The following is a 20,458-nucleotide window of genomic DNA, read 5'->3' as shown; positions in this document are numbered from 1 at the left end:
CGAATTTAAATCAACTACAGATTATGGCGCGGAGGAAAGACCAGGCGGAATCTTTGACGGTCATATATTCTGATGAAATACGATATGTTGCCGGATAAGCAATCGTTGTGCGCCTTGTGCATTTTATGCGCAGAGAACCGCCCAGAGCCGCGACAGTTCGACGATGAGAATAGTTCCCCAGAGGAGGATGCTGATGCCGGCCGCGGCAGCCGATATATCCTTGATAACCTTGATTTTGTGGTTCTCGTGGGTTTCGATGAAGTCGCACAGGGCCTCGATGGCGCTGTTGAACATCTCGGCGATCAGCATCAGTGCGGTTGCTGCCATGATCAGCAGGAAATCGATCCATTGCCGGAGCAGGAAGCAGGCAACGAGGGTGCTGATCGATAGCAATACCTTATAAGAAACACTGAAATCATAGCGGATGGCATATCGCAGGCCGGAGATGCAGACCATGATCTTGCGTATCGGGTGATACCCTTTTTCGCCGGTGCCGAGGAACTTGTTGCGCATGGTTGCAGGTCGAGGAGGAGGTTTGTCGGTTAGCCCTGTCTTGGGTCCTTGTTCCGTGTGTGCAATGGGAGATGCAGGAGAGATTTCTGCACCAGCATGACGATGATGATCGCCACGACCAATCCGCCGATGACATCCGTGGGGTAGTGGACCTGGAGGTAGATGCGCGAATAGCCGACCCCGGCCACGATCAGCATGCCGCACAGAGCCGTCGGCAGGGACAGGCGCGGCGGCAGTCGGCGGATCGCGATCAAGGCGAGGACCATAAAGAACGCCGTCGCCTGGGCCGTGTGAGCGCTTGGGAACGACCAGTCGGGAGGCATCGATATCGGCAGACCCGGGGCCTCCGGGCGAGGGCGGCGGACGGCGAGTTTGATGAGATGGACGGCAATGGTAGTGACCGGCAGGCTGATACCGAGCAGCGCAGCATCGCTTGACCTTCCCGCCATAAGCAGTAGCAGCGTGAGCAGGGCCGTTGACGGCAGGAGGACGTACAGTGAGCCGAGCCAGGTTACGGCGGTGAAGAAGGAGTCCATCAAGATCCAGGGAAAAGGGGGCTGCGTATAGTGTTTACGCTACTATTGAAAGGAGGGAATGTCAAGGCGGGGCAGAGCGATGCCGCATCGCCCTGTGGCCGACAGCTTCGTCCGATCAAAAGTCATTAAAATGGACAGTTAGCGGTTGTGTATGGATGGAGAGGCAAGGCGAGTTGTGCGATTGTGTCATGGGTGGATGGGAGGAGGGAAATATTCATGTATCTTTTCTTTTTCTTTGAAAATTTTTTACGGATAGGTAAAATTGTGCTGGGATAACCGGGATGGTATCTCAAAAACCGTTTATAGAACAATGCACAAAGGAGTTAGAAGATGGCTGAAGGTACAGTGAAGTGGTTTAATGATGCGAAGGGGTTTGGTTTTATCGAGCAAGATGGGGGAAAGGATATCTTCGTTCATTACTCTGCGATCAAATCTGAAGGGTTCAAATCGCTCGAGGAAGGCGCTCGTGTCAGTTTCGATATCGTCCAGGGACCAAAGGGCCCTGCCGCTGACAATGTCGTAAAGATCAAAGGGAAATAGTCTTCTCCAGGCTTCTCTGCTGCCGGAGCTGGAGCGGAATTCATCTCCGATCAGGCGTCATGGAATTGGCGATCGGTCTCCTTCCATGACGCCTTTTTTTTGTCGGCGATTCTCCGCGTTCGCAGGAGAGGGTGCCGCACTTCCGGGTTTTGCGGAAATGCTTTCAATATGGGCGGGGAACTGAAAAAAATTCTCAGGGGCCATCTGGCGCCGGAGGAGTTGGCGATACTCGTTCAGTCGTATGATGTTGTCGGCGATATCGCCATCATCGTCATCCCGGATGGGTTGCTTGGCAAAAAGGGACTCATTGCCGGGGCCATCCTCAATCTGCATCGCCACATCAAGGTCGTCGCCCGGCGGGCTGGGGTCTATGACGGTGAATTTCGAACCCTGCCGTTGGAGATCATCGGCGGAGAAGATCGCAAGGAAACGCTTCACCGGGAAAACGGGGTGCGTCTGCTGGTCAATCCGGAGGCCGTCTATTATTCCGTCCGCAGCGGCAATGAGCGCCAGCGCATCGCCGCGCTGGTACAACCGGGTGAGCGAGTCCTGGTGTTTTTTTCCGGAATAGGCCCGTACCCGCTGGTCATCGGCCGAATCCAGCCGCAGTGCCGGGTTATTGGTATAGAGAAAAGCCCGATCGCCCATGCCTACGCCGTGAAGAATCTTCTGTACAACCGGAAGATCACCAATGTCCGGTTGTACGAGGGCGATGTCAGGGCGGTCGCGCCGCAATTGAACATGACCTTCGACCGGGTCGTCATGCCCCTGCCGAAATCGGCCGAGGCCTTTCTTCATTCCGCTCTTGACTCCCTGCAGTGCCAGGGACGGCTGCACTTCTACGATATGCAGGAGAAGGGCGGTTTCGCCGCATCGATCGAAAAGGTCGAGGAAATCTGCCGGCAACGGGGCAGGTCCCTGGTGTCGGCAACAGTGACTGTCTGCGGCCACTGCACCCCGCGGCTGTACCGGATCTGCGTCGACGCCGTGATCGACTGAACCTCAGGCCAGCCACATCTCATACAGCGTGAGCAGGATCTCGATGACGATCAGGAGCAAGATATACCACTCGACCCGCAGCGAGCGCTTGTTCTGCAGGAGGCCGAAGAGGGTTTCGGCGGTGCGCGACACCAGTTCAAGCTTGCGTTCGATCGCCCGTTATCTTTCCCGCAGTTCGTAGTTGTCCTCAAGGTCGGCATACAGCCGCTCCTACTGGGGCAGGCCCCAGAGGAGATCCGGCTTTTCGCTGATTTCGACCCTTTCGACCATTCGTACCTGAATCATCAGGACATCGCCGATATGACTGAGCAGGCTGCGGCTCTGATGGCGAGCGGCGAAGTGGTGAGACGACGGGGGCGCGGAACGACTGGAGATCAAGGCGATTGCCGAGATACAGCGCCCTGCCGGTGAACTGGTTGCGCCCATGCAAGGGAAAGTCCGCCATGTCCTGAGCCTCCGCTGCTGGTGTTGGGAGCAAGTGATTTGCAATTGGACTATTATGTCACAGGTCTGACGAAGTGGCACCTTCCCACTGGTCGCGGACTCCGCCGTTATGATGAATTGTATTGTAGATCGAATGGGTTATGGTATAGTTGTCGAAGAATGAGGCGGCGATATCCGATCGGAAGGGCTGTCGCTATACCGATGTAACTGCCGCCGGCCCGCATGCAGGTGGGCTTTTCATATGTCGTTGATGCTGTTCGATGAACCGGAATCGCTGCGGCAGTTGCGTTCCTTCCCACCGGGGACTGCCGGTTTCGGTCTAAATCAACCAACCGAGGCTGGCTGCGGATTGATACCATGCAGGGAAGAAGACCAATGGCCCTGCATCCCCACCAAAAAACGAAGACTGAACGAAGAGGAGCAACATGCACGTCACATTTCATGGAGCGACACGGGAGGTTACCGGTTCTTTTCATACCCTGACCACCGACAATGACAAGATTCTGCTCGACTGCGGTATGTTCCAGGGCAGAAGGAAAGAAAGCGATGAAAAAAACCGGGTTCTCGAGGTCGATCCCCAGGCGATCACCAATGTCGTGCTGTCCCACGCCCATATCGATCACTCGGGACGCCTGCCGATGCTGACCGGCAGGGGGTTCAAGGGCCGGGTCTTCTGCACCAGGGCCACGGCCGATGCCTGCGCCTACCTGTTGCGGGATTCGGCCAAGATACAGGAAGGCGATGCCGCCTACCTCAACTACAAGACCGCCCGCAACTTCCTCGCCAAAGTCAGGGCGGGCAATGTCGAGGCCAGGCTGTCAAAGGCCGAGATGCATGAGATCGGCCTGACCCTGAAGACGGAGAACCAGTACCTCAACGTCCCGCTGATCGAAAAAATCCTGCGCACCAACCATCTCGAGATCATCGAACCGCTCTACTCGATTCAGGCCGCCGAGGAGGTCCTGGAGTATTTCGAGGGTGTGCCGTATCGTCATCCTGTCGTCGTCGGCCGGGACCTGACCTGCACGCTCTATGATGCCGGGCACATCCTCGGTTCGGCCATCGTCGTCCTCCAGCGCGGGACCGGCGCCCAGCGGCGCACCCTCATGTTCTCCGGCGATCTCGGCCGATTCGGCAAACCGATCATCGAGGACCCGACGCTGCAGTTTGCCGAGGAGCACCGCGATATCGATCTGCTGATCATGGAGAGCACCTACGGCGATCGCCTCCACGATCCGGTTGTCGATATGAAGCCAGCGCTCCGTCGCATCGTTCAGGAGACGTATGCGCGGGGCGGTTCGGTCCTGGTACCGGCCTTTGCCTTCGGCCGGACCCAGGAACTGATCTATTTTCTCCATGAGCTCTACATGGAAGGGCAACTGCCCAAGATCCCGGTCTATATCGACAGTCCGCTGGCCACCGACATCACCCACGTCTTCGGCGAACACCCGGAGACCTACGATAGCGACACCCACCGGACCTTCCTGCAGAACGGCCGCAACCCCTTCAGTTTCGAGGATCTCAAATTCATCCATACGGTGGAGGATTCGATGGCGCTCAACCGCGATGAGCGGCCGCATATCGTCCTCTCCGGTTCGGGAATGTGCGAGGGTGGGCGCATCCTCCATCACCTGCGGCACAAGATCCACGATGAACGCAATACGGTGCTGATTGTCGGCTACATGGGGCAGAACACCCTGGGGCGGCGGATCCAGGAACTGGGGCAGGCCTATGAGCAGGGAGGCCGCAAGGGGCCGGCGCCGATCCTCACCTTTTACAACAAGGAGTACCCGCTGCGGGCCAGAGTCCAGACCGTCGGCGGCTTCAGTGCCCATGGCGACCGCGATGAAATGACCCGGCTGGTCAGAGATTCGAATCTGCGCATCAAGAAGATCGCCCTGGTCCACGGCGAGGAGGAGCAGTCGCTGGCCTTCGCCACCTATCTCCGTGAACAGGGGTTCGACGTTACCGTTCCCTGTCATGGTCAGAGCATCAGCATCAACTGATCGGTAGAAAACCGGATGAAAGAGGGTCCGTGCAGACCGTGAGCCGGTTTCTGGCACTGCGCAGGCTGGTGACCTGACCGGGTTTGCCGGCATGATGGAGGTCGGGGAGCGGGTTGCGGGGTGGCGGGGGAGGAGTTTTGACAGACGGGCTTTTGCTCTTGACTTTGCCGGTCTGAGCATATATTAATGGCTCATCCGTTGTCCCGGGGATGTGCGCACGGGAAAACGGCAAGGGTCGGGATGTGGCTCAGTCTGGTAGAGCACAGCGTTCGGGACGCTGGAGTCGGAGGTTCAAATCCTCTCATCCCGACCAGTCAGATATGCAAGCCCTGGTACATATTGAATCATATGTACCAGGGCTTTTTTTGTATGAGGTGTCCTTGGAGCAACGGTCAGGATGCCGCAGGCCGGTCCTCTTTCAGCAGTTCCCGGCCGTTGCCTGCCAATGACCGAACGGAATATGAGGCGGCATGGCTTCAAGGTGCGGTTCCGATCGCCGTGGTTCCCAGAGGCGGTCGCGGTGCCGCCGGGTGATAGTGAACGAAGACCCGGCGCATGAAGTCGATCTGGTGGAGAAGGATCATTTCGATCCGGCAGGCGATCCGGTCGCCCTCGGCCACTGTGATATCGGGGGCGACGCCGACGGTGATGTTGATCACCAGGTAGGGGCCGAAGCGGTGGCCATGGATGTCCTCGATATATTCAATGCCCGGGACATCCTGGAGAAGGTCTGCGATCTGCCGGCTCAGGTCCTTGCCGGGGAGGGTGTCCATCAGGTCGGCGCTGGCCTGGCGGATGATCTCTATTCCGGTTTTCAGAATGATCAGCGCGACCAGGCCGCCGGCGAGGGGATCGATCCAGAGAAAGCCCATCCGGCCGAAGACGATGCCGATCGTGGCGGCGAGGGCGGAAAAGATGTCGTTGCGGTGGTCGGCGGCGAGGGCGATGACCGCGGTGTTCCGGGTCTGGTCGCCGACCCTTTTGGTCCACAGGGCCAGGGCGATCTTGACGATGACGGTCGCCCCGGCGATCCACAGGGCCAGGCGGGAGGCGCCGAGGAAATCGCTCTGACCGCGGTGGAGTTCGTAGATGTTGTCGATTGCCGACCAGAAGATCGAGATGGCGGTGGTGATGACAAAGGCGCCGATCACGACCGCGGCGATCGATTCGAGCCGGTCGTGGCCATAGGGATGTTCACGGTCGGCCGGTTTGCCGGAGAGGCGCATGAAGATGCTGACGACCACCCCGTAGGCGACATCGGAGGTCGAATTGATGCCGTCGGCGAGCAGGGCCGGGCTGTGGCCGACGATGCCGATGCCGGTCTTCAGCACGGCCAGGACGGCGTTGGTCGCCAGGCCGAGGTGGACGGCGAACATCCCCTGCTGCTGTCGGTTGCCTGTGCCCATGCCCCTCCAGTCGCTGTTGTCGCCTGATGGTATTGGAACCGTCTCCGATTGGCCCGGCGAATCTGCCTGTTGGAATTGTAGGTGTTGTCAGGGGATGATTATAGTGACAGCGGTATTGGTTGACAAGGCGAAAGAACCTGGGTGCGGCCGGACTGCCATTCCCCCGGAGCAATGAGGAGTGGCCGGTGCAAAGGCGCCAACCCGGCATCAGGCCGTTGCCTTGAAGCGCAAGGGTTGGTTGGGATCTTGTCAGACGATCGTTCTTTGGGTAAATACCAGGGAGGAGGGCGTCGGCCGACCATTGATCGCCTGTGCGTTTATCTCCCCGAACCGCTCCGCCGCCGGAGATTCCATGGCCGAATATTCGCAGAAGAACTATCCCCTGATCCGCTCGACCTTCTTTCAATCCAATTGTGGTGACCGGCTTGATGCCGCTGTGGTCCGGACCGGTCGCTGAGGCGGATTCCGGGCGCGAGGCCTGAGGATGCAAATCTTTTCCCTGCAACGCTTCGATCCAGTCCCGGACACCGCCAGCCTCCGTGTGGCGATCACGGGGACGGCCCGGCGCCGGGACAACATCCTCTCCCTGGATTATCTGGTCACTGGGGGATTCGGCGGGCTTGCGGTGCCCGAAGCGAGGGGACCTTGTCGCCGTCGGCACGAATTGTGGCGGCACACCTGTTTCGAGTGCTTCATCGCGATACAGGAGGCGGAGGAGTACTGGGAGGTCAACCTCGCCCCGAATGGCGACTGGAATGTCTACCATTTCGACCGGTACCGCACCGGCATGGCCGAGGTCACGGCCATCAGCCGCCTGCCCTCGATGATCGATACCGATGGCGACGGGATCCGGGTCGGGATGACCATCGATCTCTCCCCGATCATCCGGGAGGAAGTCGCCCTTGAGGTTGGAATCACTGCTGTTCTTGAACACCGTCACGGTGCGTTGTCGTACTGGGCCCTTCGGCACCGGGGCACAAAGGCCGATTTTCACCACCGTGCCGGTTTCGGGTTGGCCCTATGATGAGTAAAGATATTGATCACATGGAGGAAAAATGAAAAAGATCACCCTTATCGCCTATGATGGCGAACTTACCTGCTTCGCCCATGTCATGCTGTATGCCCTCGATTTTCACGGCAAGGGGTATGATGTCAAGGTCGTCATCGAAGGGGCGGCGACCAGGCTCATTCCCGAACTGGCCCGTCCCGGGACGCCTTTCGCCAGTCTCTACAAGGAGATGATCGACAAGCGTCTGCTGGCCTGCGTCTGTGAGTCCTGTTCGGTGAAGATGGGTGCCTTCAATAGTGCCCAGGAGCAGGGTCTCCCCATCGACGGTGAGATGAAAGGGCATCCGTCACTGGAGCGTTTTGTCAGCGATGGGTATGAAATCATTACATTCTGACATTAATCGCGAGTGGCGATGGAAGGAGGGGAAATGAAGGATCCGCTGCAGCACTACTGGCAGTTGCGCCTGCAGGAAGTCAAAGAGCGGTTGATTGCCAACAACTTTGCGGCCGTCGTCGTCGATACGGCCGCCGCTGCCGGGAGAGTGGTCCGCGATGATATCCTCCCGGCGAGCGCGGCCCGGGTCGTCTCCTATGGCGGCTCGATGACCCTGAAGGCCGCCGGTCTCCATGATTTCCTGAACCGTGGCGATTGCGGTTACGAGGTCATCCGTCCGGATGAGCCGGAGATACCGGCGGCCGAAAAATTCGAGCGCCGCCGCCGGGCCCTGCTCGCCGACCTCTATTGCAGCGGCGTCAACGCGGTCACCGAGGCCGGGCATCTGGTCAATCTCGATATGATCGGCAACCGGGTCGCGGCGATCACCTTTGGACCGAAGGAGGTCGTCGTCCTCGTCGGCCGCAACAAGATCGTCCCCGATCTCGAGGCTGCGATGCGGCGCATCAAGAACTATGCCGCACCGGTCAACGCGATGCGGCTCGACTGCAGGACTCCCTGTGTCGAAACCGCCCGGTGCGCCGACTGCCGGAGCCCGGGGCGGATCTGCAACAGCTGGATCATCACCGAAAGATCCTATCCCAAGGGACGGATCACGGTCGTGCTGATCAACGCCGACCTCGGCCTGTAACGGCCGGGAGATCTCGTTGCCGACAGCCAGGCATCCGGGCATGGACCCTGAAAAATCGCCCTTCCCCTCCCACCCGGTGGAACTGCTCGCCCCGGCCCGGGACCTCGACTGCGGCATCGCCGCCATCGATCATGGGGCCGACGCCGTCTATATCGGGGCGCCGCGATACAGCGCCCGGGCCGCCGCCGGCAATGACCTCGCCGTCATCGAGCGGCTGGCGCGTTACGCCCACCGCTATTTCGCCCGGGTATATGTCGCCCTCAACACCCTCCTCACCGATGCCGAACTTCAGGAGGCTGCCGCCCTTGCCCATGACGTGTGGAATGCCGGCGCCGATGCCCTGATCATTCAGGATATGGGTCTGCTGGAGTGCGACCTGCCGCCGATCGCGCTCCACGCTTCGACCCAGACCGACAACCGGACGGTCGACAAGGTGCGGTTCCTGCAACAGGTCGGTTTTTCCCAGGTCGTCCTGGCCCGGGAACTCAGCCTCGCCGAAATCGGCGCGATCCGGGCCGCCACCACGATCCCCCTCGAATGTTTCGTCCATGGCGCCCTCTGTGTCTGCTACAGCGGCAGATGCTACATCAGCGACAAGGTTCTCGGCCGCAGCGCCAACCGCGGCGAGTGCGCCCAGTTCTGCCGTCATCGCTACAGTCTTCGGGACGGCAGCGGGAAAAAGCTGGGCCGGGATCGCTATTTCCTCTCCCTCAAGGATCTCGACCTGTCGCAGCACCTTCGCGAGCTGCTGGCGGCCGGGGTCAGTTCGTTCAAGATCGAGGGGCGACTCAAGGATGAACGCTATGTCAAAAACGTCACCGCCGCCTACCGGCTGATCCTCGACCGGCTGCTCGAAGCCGACGGCGACCGGCGCCGCTCCTCCTCCGGCCGCTGCCGCTTCGATTTCGTTCCCGATCCGATCAGGACCTTCAGCCGCAGCGGGACCGATTATTTTCTGGTCGATCGCCGCAATCGTCCGGGATCGATCGATAGCCCGAAAGCCACCGGGCAGCCGGTCGGCACCGTCGACAAGGTCGAGCGCCAGTATTTCACCATCGACACGGAGATGGAGATCAACAATGGTGACGGTCTCTGCTTTTTCGACCGGCAGGGGACATTGGTCGGCATGAAGGCCAACCGCGTCGAGGGGTCCAGGATTTATCCGCAGGAGATGGCGGCGATCGAACCGGGGACCAGGATCTATCGCAACTTTGACAGTGCCTTCACCCGCCGGCTGGCGGCCAGCAGAGACTGCCGGAAGATCGGGATCGATCTCCGGGTCGAGGAGACGGCAACCGGGCTCCGCTGCGTTGTCTTCGATGAGGATGGCTGCACCACGACCGTTGCGATGCCTCTGGAGAAGATTGCAGCAATAGCCCCCGGCCGGATCGACGAGGTTGTCAGGCGGCAGATGGGGAAAAGCGGCGGCACGGTCTTTTCCGTCCGGCACGTCGCTGTCGCCGTCGATTCATCGATTCATGTCCCGGCGGCGGCCCTCAACGACCTGCGGCGCACGGCCCTGGCTTCCCATGTCGAGACCCGTCTGGCCCGCCACCAGCGGCCGACCAGGAAGAAGGAGGTCGGCACGGCGGTCTGGCCGGCTGCAGAAACGGCTTCTCTGGCCAATATCACCAACGAGCGGGCGCGGTGTTTCTATCGCCGCCATGGCGTCACCACCTTTCCCCCGTCCGCCGCCGCTCTGGAAATGGCGGACGATGCTCCCCTGATGACCTGCCGCTACTGCCTCAAGCGGCAGCTCGGCATCTGCCCGAAGGACAACAAGGACAATGCGGAGATCCCTGAACCGCTGACCCTTTGCGACAATACCGGCTGTTATGAGTTGCGGTTCGACTGCGGCCGTTGCGAAATGCTGGTGCTGCAGTCGAAAAAAGCCTCCCCGTGAGGCGGGGAAGGCATTGATCTTCCGGCCGGGGTATGCTGTACTGAAGCTGGATGTCGATGACCTGTTGCGGCGATCGGCTCACTGGCCGTCAGCGCCGTCCGCCGCTGACGGGAGGGCCGGGGGAGAGTGCAATATCCCCTGCCGGGCAGGGGATGACGCCTCGTGCCCTCATCCCATCCCTGTTCCCGGTTGCGTGATGTCTGTTCTTGATTATCGTTGTAAGATCAACACATGTTGCGGTCAATACAGCGGGGCTGCGGACAGCCCGAGGATGTGCTATGGAATACAAGGATTATTACAAGACCCTCAATGTTGCCAAGGATGCTTCGGCGGAGGAGATCAAGCGGGCCTATCGTCGGCTGGCCCGCAAGTACCATCCCGATGTCAGCAAGGACAAGGATGCCGAAGCCCGCTTCAAGGAGATCAACGAGGCCTATGAAGTCCTGAAGGACGAGGAGAAGCGCAAGGCCTACGACAGTTTCGGCGCCAACTGGAAGGCCGGCCAGGATTTTCGCCCGCCCCCCGATTGGGAGGAGCGGTTCCGGAGCGGCGGCTTCAGTACCGGCGGGGCCTCAACACACCAGTTCAGCGACTTTTTCGAGTCCTTGTTCGGGGGCGGCCGGGGCAGGCAGGCCCCGGAGGGCTTCTCGTTTTTCGACCAGGGATTCCAGGATATCGGCCGCGACCTCCACGCGCAGATATCGATCTCGCTTGAAGACAGTTATTTCGGGGCAAAAAAGACGATCACCCTGAACCGGACGGTCGATGAGGGGGGCGGCCGCATCAGTGTCCAGCCCCAATCGCTGCAGGTCACGATTCCGAAGGGAGTCATCGAAGGACAGCAGATCCGCCTCGAAGGCCAGGGCGAGGCGGGAGCGGCGAGGGGGATGGCGCATGGCAATCTCTTCCTTGAGATCGTCTTCCTGCCGCACCCGGTTTTCACGGTCGTCAAGCGGGATATCTATCTCACCCTGCCGGTTACCCCGTGGGAGGCGGCGCTGGGTGCGACCATTGCCGTGCCGACGCTGGGCGGCAAGGTCGATCTGAAACTGCCCGCCAACTCCCAGAACGGTCAGAAATTACGCCTCAAGGGTCGAGGGCTGTGCTCGAAATACCAGATCGGCAACCAGTATGTGACCCTGGCCGTTCATGTCCCTGAGGCCCGGACGGCCGAACAGAAGGAACTGTACAGGCGGATGGCGCAACTGATGCCCTTCAATCCCCGGTCCGGACTGGGAGGATAAGCCATGATGGAAAAATACTGTATCACAGTTCTGGACGAAGACATGACCTGGGGTTTCAGCGAAATCTGCACCATTTGCCGGGTCGATCATGAACTGGTCTTCGAGATGGTCAACGAGGGCGTCCTGACCCCGGAAGGCCCGTCGCCTGAAACGTGGCGCTTCGATGCCATGGCGATCAAACGGATCCAGGTGACCTGCCGGCTGCAGCACGATCTCGGCGTCAACCTGCCGGGGGCCGCCCTGGCCCTCGATCTGCTCGATGAGCTGGAAGAACTGCGCAGCCGGCTCCGGCAGATGACCTGACCTGATGCGGATCGGGACGGGATCAGCACTGTCTCCGGCGGAGTGCCGGCATGTGCCGATGCTGTCAATCGATTGTCGCGAATGGGTAATTGTATAATATTTATTGGAGAAAAATTTTATGGTTACATCTATCATCCTGATGAATGTCGAGCGGTCGAAGATCAATGAAGTGGCACAGCAGCTGGCCGATACGGAAGGCGTCTCCGAGGTCTTTTCGGTGAGTGGCACCTACGACCTGGTCGCCATCTGCCGTGTTCCCACCAACGACGACCTTTCCGAGCTCGTCACCAGAGGGCTGCTGACGATCGACGCCATCCTCAAGACCGAGACCATGCTTGCCTTCAAGGCCTTCTCCCGCCATGACCTCGAGACCATGTTCACAATCGGGCTGGATGGAATCTGAAGGGGGCCTTCAGGCCGAGCCTGAAGATGCCTGCTGCTGCTGCGGTGGCGTCGCGGCCGTCGATCGCAGAAAGGGCCGTTCGATGTAGGTATAGGTGAAGGCGGCGAGGCCATAGGTGGCGAGGCCGGCGAGGACGAACATCGGCAGGCCGCTCAGGCGGACCCCGAAATAGTCCTGGAACTCGGTCCTGATGAAGTTCAGCAGGGTCGGATGCAACAGGTAGTAGCTGAAGCCGACGAGGCCGACGGCGCGCAGTGGAAGAAAGCTCATGATCCGGCTCAACAGGGTGTTGTTGGCCAGGACCAGCAGCAGGATGAACAGCCCGGCGGCGAAGCCGAAAGTGCCGGGATTCTTCAGGGCATTGACGTGGGCCCACGCCGGGACCAGCCGTGCCGACAGGACCAGCAGCAGGGCCAGCAGGATCAACCCCGCCAGCGAACAGAACCGCCGGACATGGGTCCGGTCCAGTTTCAGAAACAGGCGGTTGCTCCCCAGCCAGTGATACAGGTAGGCGAACATCATGCCGGAGAGGAAGATGCCGATCATCGGTTCCAGTTTCTTGCCGTAGCCATAGAGCGAGATGAAGCGGGTGGACATGTACCTGTTCGCCACGACCAGCAGCAGCAGGAGGAAGAACACGGCCAGCAGCCGGTTGCCGCGGCACAGCAGATAGATGGCGGCGACGACCAGCGGCAGGACGAGGTAGAAAAACATCTCCTGCGGCAGGGTCCAGAGATGCCCATCACCCTGCAGGAAGAGAATGTGGCGGATGAACTGGTCGGTCTTGCCGCTGAACATCAGGGAGGCCGCGAGAACCGCATAGTACATCGGCAGAATCCGTTTCATCCGGCGGACAAGATAGGTGGCCATGAAACGGGGCGACACGGCCCGGGACGGTTCTGTGATGAACGGCGCCGCCAGGAGAAAACCGCTCAGGCAGAAGAAGAGCCAGACGCCGAGGGAGCCGATCCCCCGCAGTAAGCCGGTGTGCTCCGCCAGTACCATCAGCGCCGCGACTCCCCGGACGCCGTCGAGAGACCCGAGATGCAGGCCGATCGAAGATGATTTGCCCTGCAGGTCGGCGATGGCCGGGAATGCTGCAAGGTTGGCGTGGGAGAGGAGGAGGAGAAAGGCCAGGGCATAGACTGCCGGCAGGAAGGTGCCGACCATCGCATTCTCTTCCCGCAGTTTCCCCTTGAGGACAATGTGCGGGTCGACTCCTGTCGTGTGAACCAGCACATGATCGCCTTCGAGAGTGTAGGACTCTATACCGTTGGCCGGGGTGAAGCCGTCGAAGATCTGCCGGGCATCGAAGGTCCTGGCGCCGCCGAAATGACTTTTCAATCTCAGGCTGTACAGTTTGACCTGCCCTCCCTGTCCTCCGAGATCGATGCGGATCTTTCTCGCCACCCCATCGGTCAGGTCGATCTGTTTTTTCTCCCTGAGGCCGGGGGTGAAGGCCTCGGAGCTCTGGCGGTGCTCCTCCCTGAAGGTTGCGGCGCTGCTGGCGTAGTAGATGTCGATGACGTCGGGATGGTCGAAATCGGCGTCGACGGTCGCCGAAAAATAACTGGAAAGGGCGATATAGGAGAGGATCTGCCTGATCAGCAGGAAGAAGAGCAGCGCCGCGGCGATCTTCCACAGAGGGTGGGACCGGTTGATCTGCATAGTGTCGGAATGGGTGGCTGATCCACGTACATTCATGGCCTCCGGACCCGGGGATGGAGGGCCATGAACGGGAAACCGGCTAAAACAGCGTCGAGCCCAGGGAGCGCAGCTTTTCGATCTGTTCCTTCGCGGTCCTGGCCAGGTCATCGACCTGATGCTGCGATTGCGGACTGGTCTTGAAGGTCGGTTTCTGCAGCAGGGCGTAAATGATGTCGACGGCGTCATCGACGGTCATCATGCTGATATTGATGACCATGTCATACAGGCGGCTGTCCCACGGGTCCATGCCGTAGACCTGAATTCCCCATTTACGGCGTTCCTCGTCGTCTTTTTTGAGGACGTAGAGGGCCTCTTCGGCGGAGATATTTTCCCTCGACATCTCTTCCTTGACGCGGGTCTTGATGTCGGCGTTGATCCTGATCTTCAGGACGTGCGGGATGTCGCGGAGAAAGAAATGGCCGGCCAGGCCGTGATAGACCAGATTGTCCTTGCGGGCATGGTCGAGGAGGGCGGAGCGGTAGTATTTTACATACCGCTCGGAACCGCCCCAGAACCTCTCCAGCACCTTCGGGCAGTCATTGAGGGCGCGAACCAGTTTGATTTCCGGGATGTTGAATTCTTCCGAGGCCTCGAGCAGGACATCGCGCGAGATGCACTGGTAACCCATCTTGGCGGCCAGCCTCTCGGCCACCTCCTTGCCCCTGCTATATGATCCCCTGGTGATGGTGACGATCGACATGTATTTCTCCTTGGGTCGAATGGCGAAGATTGAGCCGCCCGGTTGTCGTCATGCGGGGAACGGTCCTGACAACGATGAGGCTCGAACGCGGTGACAAATATCGGCCATAGTCATAAGAGGCAAAATGCGGCCTGTCAATAAAAAGGAAGATCGGTACTTTCTTGTTCCGGCTTTTGTCTTCCGGTCGCCATCTCAAGAGGTGCAGAGTATGGAATTTCGATCGAAAAGAAAATCGAAACGGTGAATTTCAGGCGGAATATGGTATTTTTTTCGACGGATCGGTCGGGAAGAGATCCAGGCGAGCACGGATGTGCGGGGAGGGGGCCGGATTTTCCGGTCCTCAAGGCAGAGAATACAACGAAGGGCGTGAGGATAGATGAAACAACTGTTATCGCTGATCGAGAGAATCGCTACCCGGGTCAACGTCAATCTGGAGGAGTTCGGCTTTGATGTCGGGCCGTTCATCAATGCCTCCGCCAATCTGGCGAATATGCTGGACTACTATGCCTCCTACGCGGTGACGTCGCAACATCCGCTGCGGCTTCAGTTCAGCAATTCCAACATTGCCGCCAGCTATTTCCTCGGCAAGTGTATCGTCAACCGCTCCGTCGTCTACAAGAGCGATGTCCGGGGCGACGAACTGAAAAGAAAAGGCGAGGCGATCGTCTTCGGCTCGAAGGAACTGCCGCTGGTGGAGGACGAGGTCATCATCATCAGGGACAGTTTCCTGTTCCGCACCCTGATCCACAGCAAGTCCCACAACCTCGAGACCCCGGAGGAGTTTTTCATCCGCAACACGGTCGCCGGCCATTTTTCCAATATTCATGGCGCGACCATGGAGGGGTGCTACATCGGGGTATTCGCCACGGTCGATCACATGTCGCTGCATTCCTGCATTATCGGCGAGTTTTCCTACGTCCAGGCGGAGGAGTTGTTCCACCGGGCGATCAAGCCGGGCACGGTGTGGATCGCCAACGATGCCTTTTCCTTCCAGTACACCTATCCCGAGGAGGTGCTGAAGCGCTACGTGGCGATGGATGAAGCGTGGAAACCGGTGGGGCTGCTGATCGATTTCGTCGAAAGCCGCAAGACCGATTTCGAGCGCCTGTTCGAGCAGGTCAACATGGATGCCCTCGACACCCCGCAGAGTTCGACCGTCAACCGCTTCGCCCTGATCAAGGGCAAGACCCGGATCGGCAAAAACGTCCTGATCTGCCAGAGGGCCTATCTCGAGAATGCCGAGATGGGCGTCGGTTCCAACGCCCAGGAGAATACCTACATCATCGACTCGACCCTCTCCGGGTACAACGTCACCGCCCATGGGGCGAAGATCATCCACTCCACCTTAGGCGAGAAGATCTTCGTTGCCTTCAACTGCTTTCTCAACGGCAAGACGGAGGCCCGGATCGAGATCGGCGCGGGCTGCATCATCATGCCGCACACCATCATCGATGCGGTCGAGCCGATCACCATACCGGCCAACCGCCTGGTCTGGGGGTTCATCGGGTCGCAGCAGGACCTGCAGACGAATTCGATCGCCCTTGACGATCTCGCCAAACAGACCGAGGTGGCCCTCGGCAACATGACGTTCCATGGCGACGGCCATGCCTTTGTCGAGGCCTTCCGCAAGCGGTTCGAGCATATTCTCGAACTGAACGGCGCTTATTACGCCAAGGGCCGCAACCGGGGCCATGCCCAGAGCGACCAGAGTGCGTCCTTCAATATGATCCAGCCGTACCGTACCGGCCCCAACCGGGGGATCTATCCGACGATCACCATTGAACCATGAGGCAGCGCCGCGGGTCCAGCCCGGCGCTGCAGGTGGAAGAATCGGCAACCGCCCGGCGGCAGGTCATTGCGCCGGACGATATGAAGATGGTATGCTGCCTGCCGCATTGTTTGATAGGCATGATGGTGCAGGACCTGCCTGCGCAACCGACAAGAATACGAGAGAGGTCCCCAGGGATACAGCAAATCGCTCCTTGATGGAGTTTCCAATGATTGGCCATCGCCGGTTCCGGCCTGGTTTCAGGAGAAGTTCGGAGCGGCCGTTTAATGGATGACAACGACGATTGTGCAATGACCAACCACGAATGAGAGTGTGCAATGAATACTACATCGAGAGAGCCGGAAATTGTCCGTGATATCGGAGAGTTCAAAATCCAGGGGCTGGCTATCCCGTACCCCGAGTTCGTTCCCAGATTATATAATCTCTGTCTGTCACTCGGGTTCAGGAGAGGCTATATCATGCCCTCCCGGGCCTTCTGCTCCGACGAAAACCAGGGCTTCCCCATCATCCTGCTGACCAAACACTTCGGCACCTTTCCCTTCAACCACGGGCGGGTCGGCGGGATCATCGCCACCGATCGCCATGGTCCGCATGCCCACCACGGCGAGGATTCGGTCATCGTCCAGGCCAGTCATGTCGGCTACGACCCGAAAACCGGGATCTACGGCACCTGCGAGCGGCCGAAGACGGAAGGCAACTGCCTCACCCCGTCGTGCGGCAAGATCACCCACGCCATCGCCCCCTATCTCGAGCAGTACCAGTTCGCCCAGAAACGGATCTTTCTCAGCAGAGACGCAAGTGGCCGGTGCCTGATCACCGCCAAGGATTCATTCATCGACTTCGCCACCAAACCGGTGACCGACGGGCTGGTGCTACGGCTCCGGGATGTTGCCAAAATCAGTGACGACGGCCGGATCGTCCCGGTCGCCACCCACAGCACCTCCCATTCCTACGAGGTCTCCGACAGTTTCCGGGAGCGTCTCGACAAAGAAGGCTACGTCTGGAAAGGCGGGACCGGAGAGACGATGGGGGAACTGCTGACTTCCGATCTCTTCTACTTCCGCGAAGATCTCCATGAAACGGACGAATCGATCCTGCTCGAGCGCAACCTGATCGAGTTCATGCCGATCATCGTCACCCATAAGAGCCCGGCGATGAAGGCGGCCAAGATCAATATCCAGATGGAGTTCGCCCGCACGGTCGAGTCGATCCGCCGCGGCACCGAATACAACGGCAAGAACCTGCTTTACATTGCCGGGCTGAATGTCGATATCTCGACGTACGAAACCTTCCCGTCGACGACCTATTTCGTTCCCTGGGCGGCCCATATCCAGCTGAAGGACGCCTGCCCGATCTCCGGCGGGATGCATCCTCTGGAGCAGGACGAACTGTTCGCCAAACTGATGGAACAGGAAATGACCAACCCGGATCAGACCGATCTCAAGGAACAGATCATCCGCATGATCTTTTCACCCCGCTTCGATATCCGCACTCCTCGCTAGCCTCTTCAACCTGCGACGGCCGGGACCTCAATGGCCGGTCGTCGCCGGTCGTCACCGACGGCATATATTCATGCAAATTTATCGATTTACTGTATAGTTGCAGGTCGGCCTTTTTTCGAAAAGCCGGAGCTTTTTGCTTGACGCGGTGATGGTTGGATAAGTATACAGTCATGATTTTGCAGCGCCAACCATGGGCCGGAATCCGATCTTGAGTGTTTTCTCCCCCATAGCTGACGATGACGAAGAGGGTTGCCTCTCTTGCGCCACAACAGAACGACTCAAAAGTCGAATACAGTGAGTTGACCTGGATTACACCGCTTTTGCAGTCCTGGCTCCAGTCATGCAGTGAAGGGATGTCTCGAGATACTCTTATTTCCAAGGGGATCGATGGATACTCTTTTTTATGCACTGGCGGTAATTCTGGCGGGAGGCATCCTGCCGCTGCTGCTGTATCGGCAATTCAAGGTCATGAAGGCGGCAGCCGTCATCGCCACCGTCGTCGGTTCCATGCTCGGGTTGATGGCGCTCACGCCGGCACTGCAGGACACCGGCCCGCCAACGACGACCTGGGCCTGGCAGCAATTTCTCACCCTGACGTTTTCGATCGACTCCCTTTCCGTATTCTTTCTCGTTCCCATCTTTCTCATCTGTCCGCTGGCCGCGCTCTATGGGTTCCATTATATGGACAAATCCGAGGAGGCGTGGCGGATCGCCGTCAATTACTGCTGTCTGTCGCTGCTGATCGTGTCGATGGTGCTGGTGGTCTGCGCCGATTCGCTGATCACCTTCGCCCTGGCCTGGGAGGTGATGTCGCTGACCTCGTATTTCCTCGTCGTTCATGAATTTCACAAAAAAGAGACGAGGGCCGCCGGCTATCTTTATTTCGTCTTCGCCCAGGCCGGCGCCATGTGTATCTTTGCCGCCTTCGGTCTGATCTACAGCGTCACCGGCAGTTTTTCCTTCGACGGTCTCGACCAGCTGTCCTCCCCGCTCAAGCTGGCGGTCTTTATCCTGACCCTTCTCGGCTTTGGTTCAAAGGCGGGGATATTTCCCCTCCATATCTGGCTGCCGCACGCCCACCCGGCCGCCCCCAGCCATATCTCGGCGGTCATGTCGGGGGTGATGATCAAGATGGGGATCTACGGCATCTTCCGGTTCTACACGCTTCTGGGCGACACCTCAATGCTGCCTGGCCAGATCATCCTTGCCGTCGGTATGGCGTCAGGGGTCCTGGGGGTCGTCTATGCCCTCGGCAAACATGACATCAAACGCCTGCTGGCCTATCACAGTGTCGAGAACATCGGCATCATCCTGATCGGCGCCGGTCTGGGAATGATCGGGGTGGCGACCGGCAATGCGACCATGGCGATCTTCGGCTTTGCCGGCAGCCTGCTCCATGTCCTCAACCATTCGATCTTCAAATCGCTGCTCTTCATGGGGGCCGGGGCCGTCCTCCAGAAGACCAGGACCCGACACGTCGACGAGCTTGGCGGGCTGATCAAGCGGATGCCGACCACCGGCCGGACCTTTCTGGTCGGTTCCATCTCGATCTCCGGCCTGCCGCCGTTCAACGGCTTCATCAGTGAATTCCTGATCTACTTTGCCGCCTTCCAGGGGCTGACGCTGCCCGGCATTTCCTTTCTCTTCGCCAGCCTGGCGATCATCTCCCTGGCGGTGATCGGCGGTCTGGCGGCCGCCTGCTTCACCAAGGTCGTCGGCATCGTCTTCCTCGGCGAACCGAGATCGGAGGCTGCGGCCCGGGCCTCCGAGGTTCAGGCGTCGATGACCTTGCCGCTGCTGCTGCTCGCCGTGCTCTGCCTCGTCATCGGCATCTTTCCGGCACCCTTCGTGGAGCTGGCCTTTTTCGGCCTCCGCGATATGGCGATGATCGGGGCGATCGAACCCGGAACCGGGCAGGTGCTGATAAGCAACCTGGCGTTTGCCGCCCGGCTCTTCCTCGGCATTCTGCTCGGCGTCACTCTGCTGCGCCGGGTGCTGTACGCCGGAAAGGAGATCGCCAGCGGGCCGACCTGGGGCTGCGGCTTTACCCAGCCCAATGTCCGGATGCAGTACACCGGCACCTCCTACGCGATGAGCATCGTCGAGTTTTTTCAACCTTTCGTCAGTATACGGACGGTGTATTCGGGAATCCGCCGGATCTTCCCCGGAGCGACGACCTATGAGACCAGGGTTGATGATATAGCCGAAATCGGCATGCACCGGTATCTTCTCCAGCCTCTGGTCAAGATTCTCGACAGGTTGCGCTGGATCCAGCATGGTCACATCCAGCTCTATATCGGCTATATCGTCCTGACCATCGTGGTGCTGCTGCTTGTCTTCTGAGGCGACAAGCGGTCTGGCCATCCATCG

At 59.3% G+C, this 20,458-nt stretch carries 20 protein-coding genes and 1 tRNA gene; 14 read left to right on the top strand and 7 right to left on the bottom strand.

Annotated elements, in window-relative coordinates; genetic code table 11:
• Positions 1-123: 123 nt before the first annotated feature.
• Together HNQ81_RS05505 and HNQ81_RS05500 are read right to left on the bottom strand one after the other, a co-directional pair.
• Positions 124-513, bottom strand: coding sequence for a diacylglycerol kinase (locus HNQ81_RS05505; RefSeq protein ID WP_183349146.1), 390 nt, complete (start codon positions 511-513; stop codon positions 124-126).
• 29 nt (positions 514-542) lie between these two features.
• Complete coding sequence (locus tag HNQ81_RS05500; RefSeq protein ID WP_183349145.1) at positions 543-1,049, bottom strand: phosphatase PAP2 family protein; 507 nt, start codon at positions 1,047-1,049, stop codon at positions 543-545.
• A gap of 330 nt (positions 1,050-1,379) precedes the next feature.
• Between HNQ81_RS05500 and HNQ81_RS05495 the strand changes: the two genes are divergently transcribed.
• Together HNQ81_RS05495 and HNQ81_RS05490 are read left to right on the top strand one after the other, a co-directional pair.
• On the top strand, positions 1,380-1,589 hold the full coding sequence (locus HNQ81_RS05495; protein WP_035226363.1) for a cold-shock protein: 210 nt from the start codon (positions 1,380-1,382) through the stop codon (positions 1,587-1,589).
• A 168-nt stretch (positions 1,590-1,757) separates the two neighbouring features.
• Complete coding sequence (locus tag HNQ81_RS05490; RefSeq protein ID WP_183349144.1) at positions 1,758-2,588, top strand: class I SAM-dependent methyltransferase; 831 nt, start codon at positions 1,758-1,760, stop codon at positions 2,586-2,588.
• A gap of 3 nt (positions 2,589-2,591) precedes the next feature.
• On the opposite strand, the gene HNQ81_RS17775 is transcribed toward HNQ81_RS05490, so the two are convergent.
• Positions 2,592-2,720 (bottom strand): hypothetical protein, encoded by a 129-nt coding sequence (locus HNQ81_RS17775; protein ID WP_275888848.1) that lies wholly within the window; start codon positions 2,718-2,720, stop codon positions 2,592-2,594.
• Positions 2,721-2,798: 78 nt separating this feature from the next.
• Positions 2,799-3,014, bottom strand: coding sequence for a hypothetical protein (locus HNQ81_RS05485; RefSeq protein WP_183349143.1), 216 nt, complete (start codon positions 3,012-3,014; stop codon positions 2,799-2,801).
• Positions 3,015-3,457: 443 nt separating this feature from the next.
• Here HNQ81_RS05485 and HNQ81_RS05480 point away from each other — a divergent pair, with 443 nt between their 5' ends.
• The gene (locus HNQ81_RS05480) at positions 3,458-5,038 is read left to right on the top strand and encodes an MBL fold metallo-hydrolase RNA specificity domain-containing protein (RefSeq protein ID WP_183349142.1); all 1,581 of its coding nucleotides are present in this window, start codon (positions 3,458-3,460) and stop codon (positions 5,036-5,038) included.
• Between the two features lie 236 nt (positions 5,039-5,274).
• Positions 5,275-5,351, top strand: a tRNA-Pro gene (locus HNQ81_RS05475).
• Between the two features lie 163 nt (positions 5,352-5,514).
• Here the strand turns inward: HNQ81_RS05475 and HNQ81_RS05470 are convergent.
• Positions 5,515-6,444 (bottom strand): cation diffusion facilitator family transporter, encoded by a 930-nt coding sequence (locus HNQ81_RS05470; protein ID WP_183349141.1) that lies wholly within the window; start codon positions 6,442-6,444, stop codon positions 5,515-5,517.
• 484 nt (positions 6,445-6,928) lie between these two features.
• Between HNQ81_RS05470 and HNQ81_RS05465 the strand changes: the two genes are divergently transcribed.
• From HNQ81_RS05465 to HNQ81_RS05435, 7 genes are all read left to right on the top strand, one after another.
• Positions 6,929-7,468: a DOMON-like domain-containing protein gene (locus HNQ81_RS05465; protein WP_183349140.1), complete on the top strand. Its 540-nt coding sequence runs from the start codon at positions 6,929-6,931 to the stop codon at positions 7,466-7,468.
• A 31-nt stretch (positions 7,469-7,499) separates the two neighbouring features.
• Complete coding sequence (locus HNQ81_RS05460) at positions 7,500-7,847, top strand: DsrE family protein (protein ID WP_183349139.1); 348 nt, start codon at positions 7,500-7,502, stop codon at positions 7,845-7,847.
• A gap of 33 nt (positions 7,848-7,880) precedes the next feature.
• Entirely contained in the window at positions 7,881-8,537 is a 657-nt protein-coding gene (locus HNQ81_RS05455; RefSeq protein WP_183349137.1) for a lactate utilization protein, read from the top strand.
• Positions 8,538-8,577: 40 nt separating this feature from the next.
• Positions 8,578-10,440 carry a peptidase U32 family protein gene (locus HNQ81_RS05450; RefSeq protein WP_183349135.1) on the top strand — a complete coding sequence of 621 codons (1,863 nt, stop codon included), beginning with the start codon at positions 8,578-8,580 and terminating at the stop codon, positions 10,438-10,440.
• 278 nt (positions 10,441-10,718) lie between these two features.
• On the top strand, positions 10,719-11,684 hold the full coding sequence (locus tag HNQ81_RS05445; RefSeq protein ID WP_183349133.1) for a DnaJ C-terminal domain-containing protein: 966 nt from the start codon (positions 10,719-10,721) through the stop codon (positions 11,682-11,684).
• A 3-nt stretch (positions 11,685-11,687) separates the two neighbouring features.
• Positions 11,688-11,987 (top strand): chaperone modulator CbpM, encoded by a 300-nt coding sequence (locus tag HNQ81_RS05440; RefSeq protein ID WP_205240291.1) that lies wholly within the window; start codon positions 11,688-11,690, stop codon positions 11,985-11,987.
• A 118-nt stretch (positions 11,988-12,105) separates the two neighbouring features.
• Positions 12,106-12,390, top strand: coding sequence for an Lrp/AsnC family transcriptional regulator (locus HNQ81_RS05435; RefSeq protein ID WP_183349131.1), 285 nt, complete (start codon positions 12,106-12,108; stop codon positions 12,388-12,390).
• Positions 12,391-12,399: 9 nt separating this feature from the next.
• On the opposite strand, the gene HNQ81_RS05430 is transcribed toward HNQ81_RS05435, so the two are convergent.
• A complete protein-coding gene (locus tag HNQ81_RS05430) occupies positions 12,400-14,094 on the bottom strand; it encodes an acyltransferase family protein (RefSeq protein WP_183349129.1) in 1,695 nt (564 codons plus the stop codon).
• Positions 14,095-14,137: 43 nt separating this feature from the next.
• Positions 14,138-14,797 carry a cytidylate kinase-like family protein gene (locus HNQ81_RS05425; RefSeq protein WP_183349127.1) on the bottom strand — a complete coding sequence of 220 codons (660 nt, stop codon included), beginning with the start codon at positions 14,795-14,797 and terminating at the stop codon, positions 14,138-14,140.
• 376 nt (positions 14,798-15,173) lie between these two features.
• Here HNQ81_RS05425 and HNQ81_RS05420 point away from each other — a divergent pair, with 376 nt between their 5' ends.
• From HNQ81_RS05420 to HNQ81_RS05410, 3 genes are all read left to right on the top strand, one after another.
• Positions 15,174-16,586 carry a transferase gene (locus HNQ81_RS05420; protein WP_183349126.1) on the top strand — a complete coding sequence of 471 codons (1,413 nt, stop codon included), beginning with the start codon at positions 15,174-15,176 and terminating at the stop codon, positions 16,584-16,586.
• A gap of 317 nt (positions 16,587-16,903) precedes the next feature.
• Positions 16,904-18,088 (top strand): hypothetical protein, encoded by a 1,185-nt coding sequence (locus tag HNQ81_RS05415; protein ID WP_183349124.1) that lies wholly within the window; start codon positions 16,904-16,906, stop codon positions 18,086-18,088.
• Between the two features lie 387 nt (positions 18,089-18,475).
• On the top strand, positions 18,476-20,431 hold the full coding sequence (locus HNQ81_RS05410; protein WP_183349122.1) for a proton-conducting transporter transmembrane domain-containing protein: 1,956 nt from the start codon (positions 18,476-18,478) through the stop codon (positions 20,429-20,431).
• Positions 20,432-20,458 lie beyond the last annotated feature (27 nt).

This window comes from Desulfoprunum benzoelyticum, assembly GCF_014201505.1.
Classification (GTDB): Bacteria; Desulfobacterota; Desulfobulbia; order Desulfobulbales; family Desulfocapsaceae; genus Desulfoprunum; species Desulfoprunum benzoelyticum.
This window is presented reverse-complemented; position numbering and strand designations above follow the sequence as displayed.